The organism is Mesorhizobium sp. P2_D1, from assembly GCF_056404455.1.
Window position 1 is genome coordinate 215,006 of sequence record NZ_JBFUDZ010000002.1, and the last position, 14,913, is coordinate 229,918.

Annotated in this window: 19 protein-coding genes; 9 read left to right on the forward strand and 10 right to left on the reverse strand. The window is 64.2% G+C overall.

What is annotated here, in order from left to right:
• Positions 1-48: 48 nt before the first annotated feature.
• The gene (locus AC1D0I_RS03580) at positions 49-1,110 is read right to left on the reverse strand and encodes an LLM class flavin-dependent oxidoreductase (protein WP_477393113.1); all 1,062 of its coding nucleotides are present in this window, start codon (positions 1,108-1,110) and stop codon (positions 49-51) included.
• 221 nt (positions 1,111-1,331) lie between these two features.
• Between AC1D0I_RS03580 and AC1D0I_RS03585 the strand changes: the two genes are divergently transcribed.
• Complete coding sequence (locus AC1D0I_RS03585; RefSeq protein WP_184872979.1) at positions 1,332-1,760, forward strand: DUF6481 family protein; 429 nt, start codon at positions 1,332-1,334, stop codon at positions 1,758-1,760.
• Positions 1,761-2,024: 264 nt separating this feature from the next.
• Here the strand turns inward: AC1D0I_RS03585 and sugE are convergent, their stop codons facing one another.
• Together sugE and AC1D0I_RS03595 are read right to left on the reverse strand one after the other, a co-directional pair.
• Positions 2,025-2,339, reverse strand: a complete 315-nt coding sequence (gene sugE, locus AC1D0I_RS03590; RefSeq protein ID WP_095083439.1) for a quaternary ammonium compound efflux SMR transporter SugE — start codon at positions 2,337-2,339, stop codon at positions 2,025-2,027.
• Between the two features lie 206 nt (positions 2,340-2,545).
• The gene (locus AC1D0I_RS03595; protein WP_013528464.1) at positions 2,546-2,671 is read right to left on the reverse strand and encodes a hypothetical protein; all 126 of its coding nucleotides are present in this window, start codon (positions 2,669-2,671) and stop codon (positions 2,546-2,548) included.
• A gap of 212 nt (positions 2,672-2,883) precedes the next feature.
• On the opposite strand from AC1D0I_RS03595, the gene AC1D0I_RS03600 reads away from it, so the two are divergent.
• From AC1D0I_RS03600 to AC1D0I_RS03610, 3 genes are all read left to right on the forward strand, one after another.
• On the forward strand, positions 2,884-3,693 hold the full coding sequence (locus AC1D0I_RS03600; RefSeq protein ID WP_457152961.1) for a transglutaminase-like domain-containing protein: 810 nt from the start codon (positions 2,884-2,886) through the stop codon (positions 3,691-3,693).
• 92 nt (positions 3,694-3,785) lie between these two features.
• On the forward strand, positions 3,786-4,760 hold the full coding sequence (locus AC1D0I_RS03605) for a cation diffusion facilitator family transporter (protein WP_477393115.1): 975 nt from the start codon (positions 3,786-3,788) through the stop codon (positions 4,758-4,760).
• 27 nt (positions 4,761-4,787) lie between these two features.
• Positions 4,788-5,192 (forward strand): GFA family protein, encoded by a 405-nt coding sequence (locus AC1D0I_RS03610; RefSeq protein WP_477393117.1) that lies wholly within the window; start codon positions 4,788-4,790, stop codon positions 5,190-5,192.
• A gap of 13 nt (positions 5,193-5,205) precedes the next feature.
• Here AC1D0I_RS03610 and AC1D0I_RS03615 read toward each other — a convergent pair whose 3' ends face one another.
• Complete coding sequence (locus AC1D0I_RS03615) at positions 5,206-6,477, reverse strand: DNA recombination protein RmuC (RefSeq protein ID WP_477393119.1); 1,272 nt, start codon at positions 6,475-6,477, stop codon at positions 5,206-5,208.
• A gap of 103 nt (positions 6,478-6,580) precedes the next feature.
• Between AC1D0I_RS03615 and def the strand changes: the two genes are divergently transcribed.
• The 4 genes from def to truA all read left to right on the forward strand — a co-directional run bounded on the left by def (position 6,581) and on the right by truA (position 9,414).
• Positions 6,581-7,111 (forward strand): peptide deformylase, encoded by a 531-nt coding sequence (def, locus tag AC1D0I_RS03620; protein WP_095083447.1) that lies wholly within the window; start codon positions 6,581-6,583, stop codon positions 7,109-7,111.
• 5 nt (positions 7,112-7,116) lie between these two features.
• The gene (fmt, locus tag AC1D0I_RS03625; RefSeq protein ID WP_477393121.1) at positions 7,117-8,052 is read left to right on the forward strand and encodes a methionyl-tRNA formyltransferase; all 936 of its coding nucleotides are present in this window, start codon (positions 7,117-7,119) and stop codon (positions 8,050-8,052) included.
• Positions 8,049-8,558 (forward strand): GNAT family N-acetyltransferase, encoded by a 510-nt coding sequence (locus tag AC1D0I_RS03630; protein WP_095083451.1) that lies wholly within the window; start codon positions 8,049-8,051, stop codon positions 8,556-8,558. Before fmt ends, AC1D0I_RS03630 begins: the two co-directional genes overlap by 4 nt.
• 88 nt (positions 8,559-8,646) lie before the next feature.
• Positions 8,647-9,414: a tRNA pseudouridine(38-40) synthase TruA gene (gene truA / locus AC1D0I_RS03635; protein ID WP_477393123.1), complete on the forward strand. Its 768-nt coding sequence runs from the start codon at positions 8,647-8,649 to the stop codon at positions 9,412-9,414.
• 14 nt (positions 9,415-9,428) lie between these two features.
• Here the strand turns inward: truA and AC1D0I_RS03640 are convergent, their stop codons facing one another.
• Both AC1D0I_RS03640 and dapE read right to left on the reverse strand, forming a co-directional pair.
• The gene (locus tag AC1D0I_RS03640) at positions 9,429-10,061 is read right to left on the reverse strand and encodes a transporter (protein ID WP_477393261.1); all 633 of its coding nucleotides are present in this window, start codon (positions 10,059-10,061) and stop codon (positions 9,429-9,431) included.
• Between the two features lie 2 nt (positions 10,062-10,063).
• Entirely contained in the window at positions 10,064-11,257 is a 1,194-nt protein-coding gene (gene dapE, locus AC1D0I_RS03645) for a succinyl-diaminopimelate desuccinylase (RefSeq protein ID WP_477393125.1), read from the reverse strand.
• 116 nt (positions 11,258-11,373) lie between these two features.
• Here dapE and AC1D0I_RS03650 point away from each other — a divergent pair, with 116 nt between their 5' ends.
• Positions 11,374-12,417 (forward strand): 2-dehydropantoate 2-reductase, encoded by a 1,044-nt coding sequence (locus AC1D0I_RS03650; protein WP_477393127.1) that lies wholly within the window; start codon positions 11,374-11,376, stop codon positions 12,415-12,417.
• On the opposite strand, the gene AC1D0I_RS03655 is transcribed toward AC1D0I_RS03650, so the two are convergent.
• The 4 genes from AC1D0I_RS03655 to dapD form a co-directional block, all read right to left on the reverse strand.
• Positions 12,317-13,093, reverse strand: coding sequence for a hypothetical protein (locus AC1D0I_RS03655; protein WP_477393129.1), 777 nt, complete (start codon positions 13,091-13,093; stop codon positions 12,317-12,319). The genes AC1D0I_RS03650 and AC1D0I_RS03655 overlap by 101 nt on opposite strands.
• A gap of 13 nt (positions 13,094-13,106) precedes the next feature.
• The gene (locus AC1D0I_RS03660; protein ID WP_056593418.1) at positions 13,107-13,484 is read right to left on the reverse strand and encodes a DUF805 domain-containing protein; all 378 of its coding nucleotides are present in this window, start codon (positions 13,482-13,484) and stop codon (positions 13,107-13,109) included.
• Complete coding sequence (locus tag AC1D0I_RS03665) at positions 13,477-13,830, reverse strand: DUF805 domain-containing protein (protein ID WP_477393131.1); 354 nt, start codon at positions 13,828-13,830, stop codon at positions 13,477-13,479. The genes AC1D0I_RS03660 and AC1D0I_RS03665 overlap by 8 nt, the downstream gene beginning before the upstream one ends.
• A gap of 70 nt (positions 13,831-13,900) precedes the next feature.
• Positions 13,901-14,755 carry a 2,3,4,5-tetrahydropyridine-2,6-dicarboxylate N-succinyltransferase gene (dapD, locus tag AC1D0I_RS03670; RefSeq protein WP_477393133.1) on the reverse strand — a complete coding sequence of 285 codons (855 nt, stop codon included), beginning with the start codon at positions 14,753-14,755 and terminating at the stop codon, positions 13,901-13,903.
• Positions 14,756-14,913 lie beyond the last annotated feature (158 nt).

Genomic DNA, 14,913 nt, shown 5'->3' on the forward strand with positions numbered 1-14,913 from the left:
GGTTCCGTTAACCGGGCACAAGGCCCGGAGCGCGGACCTCCCGCTGACCTATGCAACGGGCGCCGGCACCGCGGGCGCGGACTTCGCTGTTTCCTTGCGCACGATCGGCGCCACCCTGGTGCCGTAGAGCTCGATTGCCTTCATGATCCTGGCATGCGGCATGGTGCCGATTGCCATCTGCAGCAGGAAGCGGTCATTGCCGAAGATCCTGTGCTGGGCGACGATCTTTTCGGCCACCTGCTCGGGATTGCCGACGAACAGGGCGCCATTGGGGCCACGCGACTGGTCGAAATGCGCCCGTGACGTCGGGCCCCAGCCGCGCTCGCGACCGATGCGGTTCATCACCTCGGCTTGCGGGCCGTAGAAATCATCCGCCGCCTGCTCGGTCGTTTCGGCGATGAAGCCGTGCACGTTGATGCTGGTGGCGAGGCTTGCCGGATCGTTGCCGGCGCGCTTGGCGGCCTCGCGGTAGAGATCGAACAGCGGCGCGAAACGCGCCGGCTCGCCGCCGATGATGGCGAGCGCCAGCGGCAGGCCGAGCGCCCCGGCGCGCGCCGCCGATTGCGGCGTGCCGCCAATGGCGATCCAGACCGGCAGCCTGTCCTGGAACGGCCTTGGATAGACGCCGCGATCGTTGATCGGCGCGCGCAGATTGCCCGACCAGGTGACCTTCACATGATCGCGGATGGCAAGCAGGAGGTCGAGCTTTTCGGCGAACAGCTCGTCATAGTCCTCCAGATTGTAGCCGAACAGCGGGAAGGATTCGATGAACGAGCCGCGCCCCGCCATGATCTCGGCGCGGCCGCCCGACAGAAGATCGAGCGTGGCGAACTGCTGGAAGACGCGCACCGGATCATCGGAGGACAGGACTGTGACCGCGCTGGTCAGCTTGATGCGCTTCGAGCGCTCGGCGGCGGCGGCCAGCGCCACCACCGGTGCCGAGGCAGCATAGTCGGGCCGGTGATGCTCGCCGAGACCGAAGACGTCGAGGCCGACCTGGTCTGCCAGTTCGACCTCCTCGATCAGGTTGCGCAGTCGTTCATGCGGGCCGATGGCGCCGGGGCCCGGCTGCGGGCTGACGTCGGCGAAGGTGTAGAGACCGAGTTCCATTCGAATGTCATCCTGGTGTTGGAGTTTCGGGCTAGAGGTAGCCATCGACCCGCCTCGCCGCCAGAGGGGCGGACGGTGAACAGTGCATGTCGGTTCCGGCCGAAAATACGTCTCCCAGGTGCAACATCGCGGAATTTCATGGCTGGCATGCCGTTTTGGCGCTTGAACTCTCGGCATTCGCGCGTATGTAAGCGTCGCGAATTGACTTCAGGGAAGTGGACTTGGCTATCTACAGGGAAAAAGACATTTTCGAGCGGCGCAATGCCGCAAACGAGGCAAAGAAGGCGCTTCTGGAGCGCTTCAAGTCAAAGCCGGCAGCAGACGATCCGACGGTGCTGGCACGACAGGCCGAACGCAAGGCAATCCTCGAGGCTCGCCAGATACGCGAGGCTGAGAAGGCCAGGCTGAAGCAGGAAAAGCTGGCACGCGAGGCGGTCGAGAAGGCCGAGCGCGAGGCAGCAGCCGAAGCGGCACGCATCGCGGCCGAAGAGGCGGCACAGGCTGAAGCCAAGATTCGGGAAGCCGAAGAAAACGAGCGCATCGCCCGTTTGCTGGCCGACGAAGCCGAACGCAAGGCCAAGCGCGACGCGCGTTATGCAGCGCGCAAACAGCGCACGGGCAGGACGCCTCCGGGCTTCTCCGCCCGCTAGCCTCCAGGCAACGGAGCAATCTGCTTCAAAGATCAGGGTCGCCTTGCAGCGGCCCTGAACGTGTTTGTCCAATGCATGTCTCGCAAATGAGGCCCCGGTTTTGGGAGGACGACATGCAAGACCCTAAAGCGCCTCACCCGAATCCGGCCAAACGCGACGCGCTTTAGAGCAATTCCAGGAAAAGTGTGAAGCGGTTTTCCCAGGAAAAGCGCGTAGCGCTTTCCCTCAGGGAATTGCGTAAAACAAAGAGATAGAGCGGTATTATCAGGCGGCGAACTTCAGCCCCATGATGCCGCAGACAATGAGCGCGATGCAGGCCAGCCTGATCGCGGTGGCCGGCTCGCCGAGCAGCCAGATGCCGAGCAGTGCCGTGCCGACGGTGCCGATGCCGGTCCACACCGCATAGGCGGTACCGACGGGCAGCGCCTTCAGCGCCAGGCCGAGCAGAGTGAGGCTGACGATCATCGAGGCAACGGTCAGCACGGTCGGCATCAGCTTCGAGAAGCCGTCCGTGTATTTGAGGCCGATTGCCCAGCCGATCTCGAACAGGCCGGCAAAAAACAGAAAAATCCACGCCATCGACTACGCTCCATCAAAGCATCGGACCGAATTCGGATTCGGTATCCGACGCTCAATCAACAATGGCGGGTCGTCCCGGCCGGATTTTCGGGGAAAGCGCGAGGTCGTCCCCGCCCCGCCAATATAAGAAATTCGAGCGCTCGATCAACAACGACCGGCAACAACATTGCCGGTCGCAATCCCGTTCGGACGGGTACGGCCCGGACCTACTTGTCCTTGAGCTTCATCGCCTTGACCGGCGGCGCCTTCAGGGCCGGAGCCGGGGCTGGCTTCTTGGCATCCTTCTTCGGCTTGCGGGCTTCCTTGCCTGCCTTCATCGCACCTTTAGCCATGATTCGTTCCTCCGATTGCGGGAAGCGAAGTGAAACAAGAGAAACGTCCGACTGCAAGAGGCCAGCGCCTATCGACACCGCCAGCCAGCCGCTTTTAACCGGTTTCTAATTTGCTCGTAAACCACGCCGGTCCGTGCCATGGTCATCTTCGCACTGCAGCATCAGCCCGGCTTTTCGCCGGGCGATGAACAGGCAGGCCGGTCAGGACGACAATGCGAATCCATATCGGCTGCGAGATGAGCTTCGACTTTCCCCAGGAAACCCCGCTCATCGCGATGCTGAATGTTCACTATTCCCGCGCCTCCGACCTTGAGCGGCCCGACTTTTTGACCTCCAACCCGCCCGTGCCGATCGAGAGTTATCGCGACAGTTTCGGCAATTGGTGCAACCGGTTCGTCGCTCCGCCAGGGCGGTTTACTTTTGGCACCGACGCGGTGATCCGCGATCCCGGCACCTTCGAGATGGGCGACCTGATGGCCTGGCAGCACGAGGTGCGCGACCTGCCGGCGGATACACTGCTATTTCTGCTGCCCAGCCGCTTTTGCGAGAGCGACCTGTTGGCGAGCGAGGCGTGGCGGCTGTTCGGCCACACGCCGCTCGGCATTGCGCGCGTGCAGGCGGTCTGCGACTTCGTCCACAATCACATCGTCTTCAACTACGGCAACGCGCGGCCGACACGTACCGCAGCGGAAGCCTATCGCGAACAGAGTGGTGTCTGCCGCGACTTCGCACATCTCGCGGTCACCTTCTGCCGGGCGCTCAACATCCCGACGCGCTACTGCACCGGCTACATCAGCGACATCGGCACGCCGAAGCCGTGGTCGAGCATGGATTTCGCCGCCTGGATGGAAGTCTATCTCGGCGGCCGCTGGCATGCCTTCGACCCGCGCAACAATGCGCCGCGCATCGGCCGCATCCTGATCGCCTCCGGTCGTGACGCCGCCGACGTGCCGCTGACCCATATCTTCGGGCCGGGCACGCTCGCCGGTTTCAAAGTTTGGACCGACGAGGTCGTCGAATAGCCGACCGAACGAGCCGACGGTTCGCGCGTTATGGTCTTGTGGAGCTTTGACGGGCTGGCCGTTAGACTGGCGCCTTGAACGGGGGCAGCATCATGGCCGGGCATGGCGGCTCAAAAAGGGTGATCTACGCGGCGCTCGCCGGCAATCTCGCCATCGCATTGACCAAGTTCGCCGCCGCTTTCTTCACCGGCAGTTCGGCGATGCTGTCGGAAGGCGTGCACTCACTGGTCGATACCGGCAATGGCGGCCTGCTGCTCTATGGCATGCACCGCGCCGCCCGCCCGGCCGATCGGACGCATCCGCTCGGTCACGGCCGCGAGCTTTATTTCTGGAGTTTCATCGTCGCCCTTCTGGTCTTCGCGCTGGGCGCCGGCGTCTCCTTCTACGAAGGTGTGATCCACATCATGGCGCCGGAGCCGGTCGTCAACGCCAAGGTGAACTACATCGTTCTTGGCCTGTCCTTCCTGTTCGAGGGCAGCTCCTGGCTGGTGGCGCTGAAGGAGTTCCGCCAGCAGAAGGGCAAGCAGGGCTGGCTGCAGGCCGTGCAGTCGAGCAAGGACCCCAGCGTCTACACCGTGCTGTTCGAGGACAGCGCCGCCTTGCTCGGCCTGATCGTCGCCTTTACCGGCATCCTTGCGGCGGAACTGCTGGAGATGCCGGAGCTCGACGGCGCCGCCTCGATCGGCATTGGGTTGATCCTGGGCGCGACGGCGATCTTCCTGGCCCGCGAAAGCAAGGGTCTGCTGATCGGCGAGCCGGCCTCCCCAGAGGTGCAGAGACACGTGCTGGCGATCGTCCAGCAGGATCCGGCGGTGCAGCAGGCGAACGGCGTTCTGACCGTCCACATGGGACCGCAAGAGATCGTCGCTGCTCTCAGCATCGAGTTCGAGGATCACCTGACGGCGCCGGAGATTGAAGCCTGTGTGGAGCGCCTGGAGGCGCGGCTGAAAACAGAGATGCCGGAGATCGCCAGGCTGTTCGTCAAGCCGCAGACCACCGGGACCTGGGAACAGCGGCGCAAGATTGTTGAAGCCGCGTCAGGAGACGAGCCGGATCAGGCCGGTTAAGATGTCGGCGAAGCAGGGAGAAACAAAATGAAAATCGACGGCGGCTGCCATTGCGGCGCTATCACCTACGAGGCGGAGGTCGACGCGGAAAAGACCTCGATCTGCCACTGCACTGACTGCCAGAAACTGACCGGCACGGCCTTTCGGGTGACTGTTCCGGCGCCTGAGGATCACTACCGGATCACCAACGGTACGCCGAAAATCTATATCAAGACCGGGGCAAGCGGCGCCAAGCGCGCCCAGGCTTTTTGTGCCGACTGCGGCTCGCACCTTTACGCCACCTCGGTTGGAGATGGTCCAAAGGTCTATGGAATTCGAGCGGGAACCGCGCGGCAACGCGAGGATTTGGTCCCGACACAGCAGAAATGGCACAGTTCAGCGCTGCACTGGCTGCCGGAATTCCAGGGCATGACCACCGTGGAGGAGCAGTAGCGCCGCTGCGGCGTCAGTCGTCGCCTTCGACGACCCTCAGCCTGAGCTGCCCGGTCTTCGAATCGGCGACGCGGGTCCCTGTCTCGACCTTCGCGGTTGCAGCCCGTGATGCGGCTTCGGGGCCAGCCTCACCGTCGGGCTGCTCACCGAACTCCAGCGCCTCGATCTTCTGGCCGCGCCTGGTGACCTTCGACGTCGAGACGAGGATGTCGTCGATGTCCTTGGCCGACTGGCCGAAATGGACCTGCAGCTTGCGCACCCGCTCGTCGACGCGCGCAACGTCTTCCATCAGCCGGATGACCTCGCCCTGAATCAGATGCGCCTGTTCGCGCATGCGGGCGTCCTTGAGGATGGCCTGGATGACCTGGATCGACAGCATCAGCAGCGACGGCGAGACGATGACGACGCGGGCGCGGTGCGCCTTGTGGACGATGGCCTCGAAATTCTCGTGAATCTCGGCGAACACCGATTCCGACGGCACGAACATGAAGGCGGTGTCCTGCGTCTCGCCCTGGATCAGATATTTCTCGGATATATCACGGACATGGATCTCGATGTCGCGGCGGAAGGCCTGGGCAGCAACCTTCTGCAGGTCGGCGCCATCGGCGGCGCGGATGGCGTTCCAGGCTTCGAGCGGAAATTTGGCATCGATGGCAAGCGACGGCGCGCCATTCGGCATCTTCACCAGGCAGTCCGGCCGGCTGCCGTTCGACAGCGTTGCCTGGAACTCGTAGGCGCCATGGGGCAGGCCGTCGGCAACGATCGCCTCCATGCGCGACTGGCCGAAGGCGCCGCGCGTCTGCTTGTTGGAAAGGATCGCCTGCAACTGCACGACCTGGCCGGCAAGCGACTGGATGTTGCCTTGCGCGGTGTCGATGATCGCCAGCCGTTCCTGCAATTTGGCCAGGCTCTCATGCGTGGATTTGGTCTGCTCGGTCATGGTCTGGCCGATGCGGCCGGTCATGGCGTCGAGGCGCTGGCCGATCGACTGCGTCAGCTCGGCTTGGCGTGCTCCGAACACTTCGGCGATGGCGCCCATGCGGCCCTGCATCTCGGCCTGGCTTTGCAAAATGCCGGCCATCCGCGCCTCGGCGTCGCGGGCATGATCGGCGGCCTCAGCGGCGGCGACGGCGCGCGCCTTGGCCGAACGCCACAGCGCGATGACAAGCGCCACGAACAGGCCGACAAACAGCAATGCGCCGACGGCCAGCGCATGGCCGAGCGTGATCGTGGAGGCGCCAAGCCGGGCGACAGGCTCCGAAAGGATGGATGTCAGATCATTCATGTGGACAGCATAGCCGATTCGCGGGGCTGGCACAGATCAAAACGTGAACGGCGCCCCGGCGCCCCGGTTGACGCTTTTCGCTGGAGGTCTTAGGTGGAACGCCATGCCGATCAAGCCGCTCATCATCCTTCCCGACCCCATCCTGCGCCAGGTTTCCAAGCCCGTGGAGCGCGTCGACGGGCCTTTGCGCAAATTAGCCGACGACATGCTGGCGACCATGTATGACGCGCCCGGCATCGGTCTGGCGGCAATCCAGATCGGCGAACCGGTGCGCATGCTGGTGATCGATCTGGCCAAGGAAGACGAGACGCCGGCACCGCATGTCTTCATCAACCCGGAAATCCTGAGCAGCGCCGACACGCGCTCCGTCTACGAGGAAGGCTGCCTGTCGATCCCGGACTACTATGCCGAGGTCGAACGCCCGGCAGCCGTGCGGGTCAATTATCTCGACCGCGACGGCAAGCTGCAGGAGATCGAGGCCGAGGGGCTGATGGCGACCTGCCTGCAGCATGAGATCGACCACCTCAATGGCGTCTTGTTCATCGACCACATCTCGAAGCTGAAGCGCGACATGGTGGTGAAGAAGTTCAAGAAGCTCGCCAGGGACAAGGCGCCAGGCAAGATGGTGGGATAGGGGAAATGCCCCTTCGCGTCATCTTCATGGGCACGCCGGAGTTTTCGGTGCCGGCGCTGCGTGCCATCGCCGAGGCCGGACATGAAGTTGCTGCCGTCTATACGCAGCCGCCGCGCGCCGCCGGACGGCGCGGGCTTGAGCTGACGCCGTCGCCGGTACAGCGCGAGGCGGAGCGGCTGGGCATCGAGACACGCACACCGGTATCGCTCAAAGGCGGGGCCGAGCAGGCCGCTTTCCGCGCCCTGCGGGCCGATGTCGCAGTGGTCGTCGCTTATGGCCTGCTGCTGCCGAAGGCAGTTCTGGAGGCCCCCCGGCTTGGCTGCATCAACGGCCATGCCTCGCTTTTGCCGCGCTGGCGGGGTGCCGCGCCGATCCAGCGCGCGATCATGTCCGGGGACAGCGAAACCGGCATGATGGTGATGCGCATGGAAGTGGGCCTGGACACCGGCCCGGTGGCAATGGTTGAAAAATGCGCCATCGAACCCGATATGACTGCCGGCGATCTGCATGATCGGTTGATGAGTGTCGGTGCTGCACTGATGGTGGAAGCGCTGGCGCGACTGGAAAGGAACACCCTGACATTTACCGCACAAGCGGTGGAAGGGGTGACCTACGCCAAAAAAATCGATAAATCTGAGACTCGCTTGGACTGGACTCGCTCGGCGAGCGAAGTGCACAATACCATTCGTGGCCTGTCGCCCTTTCCCGGGGCTTGGTCCGAGATTGCAATTGGCGGCCGCCCGGAGCGGCTGAAACTGCTTCGCTCGACGCTATCGCAAGGCGCCGGCGAGTCGGGAGGAATTCTCGATGACCGGCTGACGGTCGCCTGCGGGGCAGGCGCGATCAGTCTGGTCGAAGTTCAACGGGCGGGCGGAAGGCCCGCTGCCGCGTCGGAATTCCTGCGCGGGGCCAAGATCGAAAAAGGAATGAAATTCTCATGAGCATGATGTCGATACGCGCGGCGACGCCGCGGGATCGCGAGGCCATCCGCCTCGTCGAGGAACACGCTTTCGGCCAGCAGGCGGAGGCCGGACTGGTCGACGCGCTGGTGACCGGCGGCGACGCCGTTGCCGAACTGGTGGCGGAAGAGGACGGCCAGGTGGTCGGCCATATCCTGTTTTCGCGACTGTTCGTGCAGAGCGGCGGCAAGAACTTTGCGGCCGTGGCGCTCGCGCCGCTGGCGGTCGAGCCCTCGTTCCATGGCAGCGGCATTGGCGGCGCGCTGATCCGCGAGGCGCATATCCGCCTCAGGGATGCCGGCGAGACGCTGGCCGTGGTGCTGGGTGATCCGGCCTATTACAGCCGTTTCGGCTACACCCATGCCCGCGCCGAAAAGTTCGAGAGCGAGTACCAGAGCGAGGCCCTGCAGGCACTGACCTGGGGCGACGCCCCGGAAGCCGGCAGGCTGGTCTACGCCTCGGCCTTCGGGTCGGCACTCGCCGCGTAAGCGGCATCTGAATGCGCCTCTAACTCAAAGAGATAGAGCATGATGTCGTCCGAAAGCCGCTTCACACTTTTCGGCATCATGCTCTAGCATGCCGCGTTTTCGCCTCGACATCGAATATGACGGTAGTCTGTTTGCCGGCTGGCAGCACCAGGCGGATCAGCCTTCGGTGCAGCAAGCGATCGAACAGGCGATCGAAAAATTCTGCGGCGAAGAGGTCCGGTTGCGCGCCGCCGGCCGCACCGATGCCGGCGTGCACGCAACCGCCCAGGTGGCGCATGTCGACCTCGCCAAGGCGTGGTCGGGCGACAAGGTGCGTGATGCCGTCAACGCACATCTGCAGATGGCCGTCGCACATATCGCCGTCCTGAAGGCGACGGTCGTCGCAGACAGCTTCGACGCGCGCTTCTCAGCCACCGGCCGCCATTATGTCTACCGCATCCTCAACCGTCGCGCGCCGGCAGCGATCGACAAGGGCAAGGTGTGGTGGGTGCCGAAACGGCTCGACGCCGGCGCCATGCACGAAGCGGCGAAAGTCCTGCTCGGTCGGCATGACTTCACCACCTTCCGGTCGACCCAATGCCAGGCCAACAGCCCGATCAGGACGCTGGAGCGGCTGGATGTGGGCCGAGAGGGCGACCTGATCGAGGTGAAGGCTTCGGCGCGCTCGTTCCTGCACAATCAGGTGCGTTCGATGGTCGGCTCCCTCAAACGTGTCGGCGAAGGCGCCTGGACCGTCGCCGACCTGAAAGCGGCGCTCGATGCGCACGACCGCGCCGCCTGCGGCCAGGTGGCGCCGCCCGACGGGCTTTTTCTTATTGGTGTCGATTATCCCGAGGGCGTCGATTATCCAGGATAGAGCCCCATAAGGCTCTATCCCGAGATGAACCCGGAAAGGCTCTGAGACCCGACATCGTCCGGCACGGAGATGCCGAGCAGCGCCTGCAGGCCGAACAGCGCCAACAGCGAAGCGATGAACATGCCGACGAAAACGGCGGAGCCGATGGCTACGCCCTTGCCGATTGTGGTGTTGGTCATGCGCCAGGTCAGCACCATGGACAGGGCAAACAGCAGCAGCGACACAAGGCTCGAAACCTGGCTTGCCGACGACAGGAAAAGCCTGATCAGCGCCGAGGGCAGCATCAGCCAGGCGGTGATGGCCGAGGCCCAGTTGCTGGCAACGACATAATGGACGAAGCGGCCGCCAATGCCGGCGCGCGGCGCGACCAGGGCCAGAGCGATGAGCGGCAGCACCCAGGAGCCGATATCGACCGTCGCCAGGCGCAACAGCATGCTGAAGCGTCCGGCAAAGGCCTCGGGATCGCCGATCTCGTTGGCGATGCCGACCCAGCCGACGATCAGCGCCGGTGTGGCAACGATGATGGCAAAAAAGGAATTCCAGAAGCCGTCGGCCGACAGGTCGAGCAGGCGCAGGCCGTCGGCCTTGCCGAGCATCAACCGCCAGGCGCCCATCAGCGAAGCTTGGGTTTCGTCCGCTGAAAGCATGCTCATGCCTGCCCGAACCAGTCTTCGATGAACCGCTGGTAGATTTGGGTCAGCGTTTCCAGATCGGCAATGGCGACGCGCTCGTCGACCATGTGCATGGTCTTCCCGACCAGCCCGAACTCGACCACCGGACAATAGTCCTTGATGAAGCGCGCATCCGAGGTGCCTCCCGATGTCGACAGCGTCGGCTCCTTGCCGACCGCCGACCTGATCGAACCGCGCAGCGTTTCGACCAGCCTGTCGTCACGGGTCAGGAAGACATGGCTCGGCCGGTCGCGCCAAACAAGGTCGTAGTCGACCGGCGTCTTCTTGCCCTGCCGGTACTTCTTGCGCTTGGCCGCCTGATCGAGCCGGTTGTGGATTTCCGCCTGCACGGTCTCGGCCGTCCAGGTGTCGTTGAAGCGGATGTTGAAGGTCGCGGTCGCCTTGGCCGGAATGACATTGGTGGCCGGGTTGCCGACGTCGATGGAGGTGACCTCCAGATTGGTCGGCTGGAAGTCCCTGGTTCCCTTGTCGAAGACAGGATGCAGCAAGGCGTCGACCAGGCCCATCAGCCCCCGCACCGGATTATCGGCAAGCTGCGGGTAGGCGACATGGCCCTGGCGGCCGTTGACGGTGATGGCCCCCGACATCGAGCCGCGGCGGCCGATCTTGATCATGTCGCCAAGCGCGTCGGGGTTGGTCGGCTCGCCGACGATCGAGGCATCCCATTTCTCGCCCCTGGAAGCCGCCCATTCGAGCAGCTTAACCGTGCCGTTGATGGCCGGCCCTTCCTCGTCGCCGGTGATCAGCAGCGAGATCGAGCCTTTCGGGCCGCCATTGTCCTCGACATGGCGCGCCACGGCGGCGATGAAACAGGCAATGCCACCCTTCATGTCGACGGCGCCCCGGCCATACATCTCGCCATTGGCGATTTCGGCGCCGAAGGGCGGATGCGTCCAGGCGGCTTCGTCGCCGACCGGCACCACGTCGGTGTGGCCGGCGAACATCAGATGCGGGCCGTTGCCTGAACGCCTGGCATAGAGGTTTTGGATGTCCGGCGTGCCATCTTCCGAAAACACCGGCCGATCGACCAGGAAGCCGAGCGGTTTCAGCATCGTCTCCAGCGCAGTCAGCGCGCCGCCTTCGGCGGGCGTCACCGAAGCGCAACGGATAAGGGCGGCGAGGTTCTCGGCGGGATCGGTCGGCAGCGTCATGGCAAAAGCGATAATCGAAAGCGGCGGGCCTGTCACGGCCAGACATAAGGGCCAGTGATGGCGCCGACATTATGGTTTTCATGTCGTATAGTTGCGGGCCGGTGCGGAGCGACGGGATGGCAAATGCGGACAAGAGGATCGTCATTGCCGGCGCCGGCAGCATCGGCTGCTATGCCGGCGGCTGCCTGGCACTCGCCGGGCGCCGGGTGATCCTGCTGGCGCGGCCGCGCATCGAGGCGGCGTTGCGGCAGCGCGGACTGCGGGTCAGCGACCTCCAGGGCCGCGACCGCATGATCGCGCCGGACGCGCTTGTCGTCACCGCCGATCCGGCTGTCGCCCTGTCCCAGGCGGATGTGATCCTGGTCACGGTCAAGAGCGGCGCGACGCAGGATATGGCAGACCTCATCAGGGCTCACGCCCACCGCGATGCGGTGGTGATCAGCCTGCAGAACGGCGTCGACAATGCCGACAGGCTGCGCGCCGGGCTCGACGGCCGGACGGTGCTGGCCGGCATGGTGCCGTTCAACGTGGTGCAATCCCCGGACGGCGAGTTGCCGCTGCGTGTGCACCGCGCCAGCGACGGCAAGGTGATGATCGAAGACGGTGATGCCGGCCTGGCTGGCCTTCTCGGTGTCGAAGGGTCTGCGGTCGAAACCCATGGCGACATGAAGGCCGTGCTGTGGGGCAAGCTGCTGATGAATTTGAACAACGCGCTGGTGGCGCTGTCCGGCCTGCCGTTGGCGAGCGAACTCGCCGACCGTCGCTGGCGGATGATCCTGGCCGGCCAGATCGACGAGGCGCTCACGGCGATGAAAGCGTCCGGCATCGAGCCGGCGCGGATCGCCGGCTTGCGGCCGGCACTGCTGCCGAAGGTGCTCAGGCTGCCGGACTGGCTGTTCGGGCTGCTGGCGCGGCGCATGCTGGCGATCGACCCGCAAGCGCGTTCGTCAATGTGGGACGATCTTCAACGCGGCAGGCCGACGGAGATCGGCGAACTGCAGGGGGCGGTGCTCGGCCTCGCCGAACAGACGGGTACGCCGGCGCCCCTGCTTAAAAAGGTTACCGCCTTGGTGCGCGCGGCGGAGGCGGGGCGGCTTGGCTCGCCGGGCCTGGCGCCGGAGCAGGTTGTTGCGCCGCCGGATGGGCCTCGATCAGCGTGATCTTCTGCCAGATTTTCCGCGACAGGTTGGACGCCAGGTTCTCGATGTCGTTGACGCCGTCGATGACCACGTCGTCATTGACCGACTGCGCGAACAGCGCGGCAATCTTGCCGGTGATCGACAGCATTTCGGAGCAATAGTCGAGGTAGCGCGCCAGGTCGGCGGCATTGGTGATGCGGGCCGGCGAGTGCGAGGTCGGCTTGAAATTGGCCGAGAGGGCCGCCGGATCCTTGGTCAGCTGGTGCATGTCGATGACATGGATCAGCGACCGCAGGCCGTGCAGCTGGCGAAACACCCGCTTGCGCTTGATGCGCTCCTCGGTGCGGACCAGCGCCAGGAAGCCGAGCACGGCGAGGATCATCATGTTGATCGTGGCTTCGATGCCTTGCACCGACTGAACCGCGTCGTCGGCCTGGGAGATGTGAATCAGCGGCAGGATGGTGCCGACGAACAGGAAGACCAGCGCGCCGGCGACGACGGCGGCGACGATGAGCCCGCGCAGCCACCAGATCGGCGCTTCGAGCGCCTGAGCCGCCTTGGTCAGATCGCGCGACAGCGACACCAGTTCGGCGGCGACGCCGCGCAGTCCGGCGTTGGGAAAGCGCTCGGCGACGCGGCCCTCCAGCCGTTCGGCGGTGTCGATGATCAGTTTCGGATCAAGCGTGCGGTAGCGCATGTCCGATCAGCCCTCAGGATTGCGCCGGCTCGTTGGTGCGCCGGCCATAGCGGTTGGGCCCAGGCTGCCCTGGAAACAGGCACAACACAAGGAAGGCGACGATCGAGACCACCGGCACGAACAGGATCAGCGCGGCAATGCCCGGCTTGTCGAGGTCGTGCAACCGCTTCACCGCCAGCGCGATGTTCGACCATAGCGAGGCGATGAAGGCGACGAAGAAGATGAACGACCACATGTTGCTCTCGGCCGAGCCTTCCGGCACCAGCGTGAAGCGGTAGAGCGGAAAGGCCTGTATGATGGCGACGAGCAACCCGCCAAGAAAATAGGCCGCGCGACTGACGCGGCCCGATGTTTTGAAGAAAAGCCAGGTGAGATCTGATCTGTCAGGCAATCGGGTCCGGTCCATATTGATTGGCGCCCTTGGCGCCTTCGAGAATGCCGCACTCCACCAGAAACCAGATCCCGCCGATGATCGGCACGAGGATGATCAGGCTCCACCAGCCGGACTTGCCGCGATCGTGCCAGCGCTTGGCGTAGACGGCGAAGATCGAATAGAGCATGGCGAGCGAGTAGAGCAAATAGATAAAGCCGTAGGGCATTTGGTTGAACGTCGTGCCGAGTATGTTGTCGAGGATCGTCGCGATGATCCCGCCGACAAAGACAACGCCGACACAAGCCCAGAACTTGGCACGGTTGATGCGACCCTCGTAGCTGGTCAGCAGATACTTCCAGTCCATGTCACCCCTCCATCAGTCACGCGCGACTCATTGTCGCGCCGGCGGAAGGTGCGTCCGTTTCCGGGAAAGATCAATCGCGCAGCAATTCGTTGATCGAGGTCTTGGAGCGGGTCTTGGCGTCGACCCGCTTGACGATGACGGCGCAGTAAAGACCCGGGCCTGGCTCGTTGTTCGGAAAAGGCTTGCCAGGCATCGACCCGGCGACAACGACGGAATTCGGCGGCACTTCGCCGTAGAAGACTTCGCCGGTGGCACGGTCGACGATCTTGGTCGACTGGCCGATGAACACGCCCATGCCGAGCACCGAGCCTTCGCGCACGATACAGCCCTCGACCACTTCCGAGCGCGCGCCGATGAAGCAATTGTCCTCGATGATGGTCGGGCCGGCCTGCATCGGCTCCAGCACGCCGCCGATACCGACGCCGCCCGACAGATGCACGTTCTTGCCGATCTGGGCGCAGGAGCCGACCGAAGCCCAGGTGTCGACCATGGTGCCGCTGTCGACATACGCGCCGACATTGACGAAGGACGGCATCAGCACGGCGCCCGGCGCGACATAGGCGGAACGGCGCACGATCGACGACGGCACGGCGCGGAAGCCGGCCTTCTCGAAGTCGACGGCGCTCCAGCCGTCGAACTTCGACGGCACCTTGTCCCACCACACGGCCTGGCCGGGACCGCCCTTGATGATCTCCATCGGGTTGAGCCGGAAGGACAACAGCACGGCCTTCTTCAGCCACTGGTTGACATGCCATTTGCCGTCGGCCTGCCGCTCGGCGACGCGGACGGTGCCGCGGTCGAGCAGGTCGAGCGCCGACTGGATGGCGTCGCGGGTTTCGCCGCGGGTCGCCGTCGAAATCGCGTCGCGTTCCTCGAAGGCCTTCTCAATGGTCTTTTCGAGACTCGCCAGATCGGGCTTCGACATGAATTTGCTCCATTACCAAGCTGTTAAGGGGCCGCGCCTTACCCTGTTTTGAACGTCGCGCGGACCCCTGGGCAGGCTTTGCCCGCCTGGGTCTTTGCATGTAGCAGGTTCTTGTCGCAAAACCGCCGGACACTTTTGCGGAACCTGCTTATGTTAAG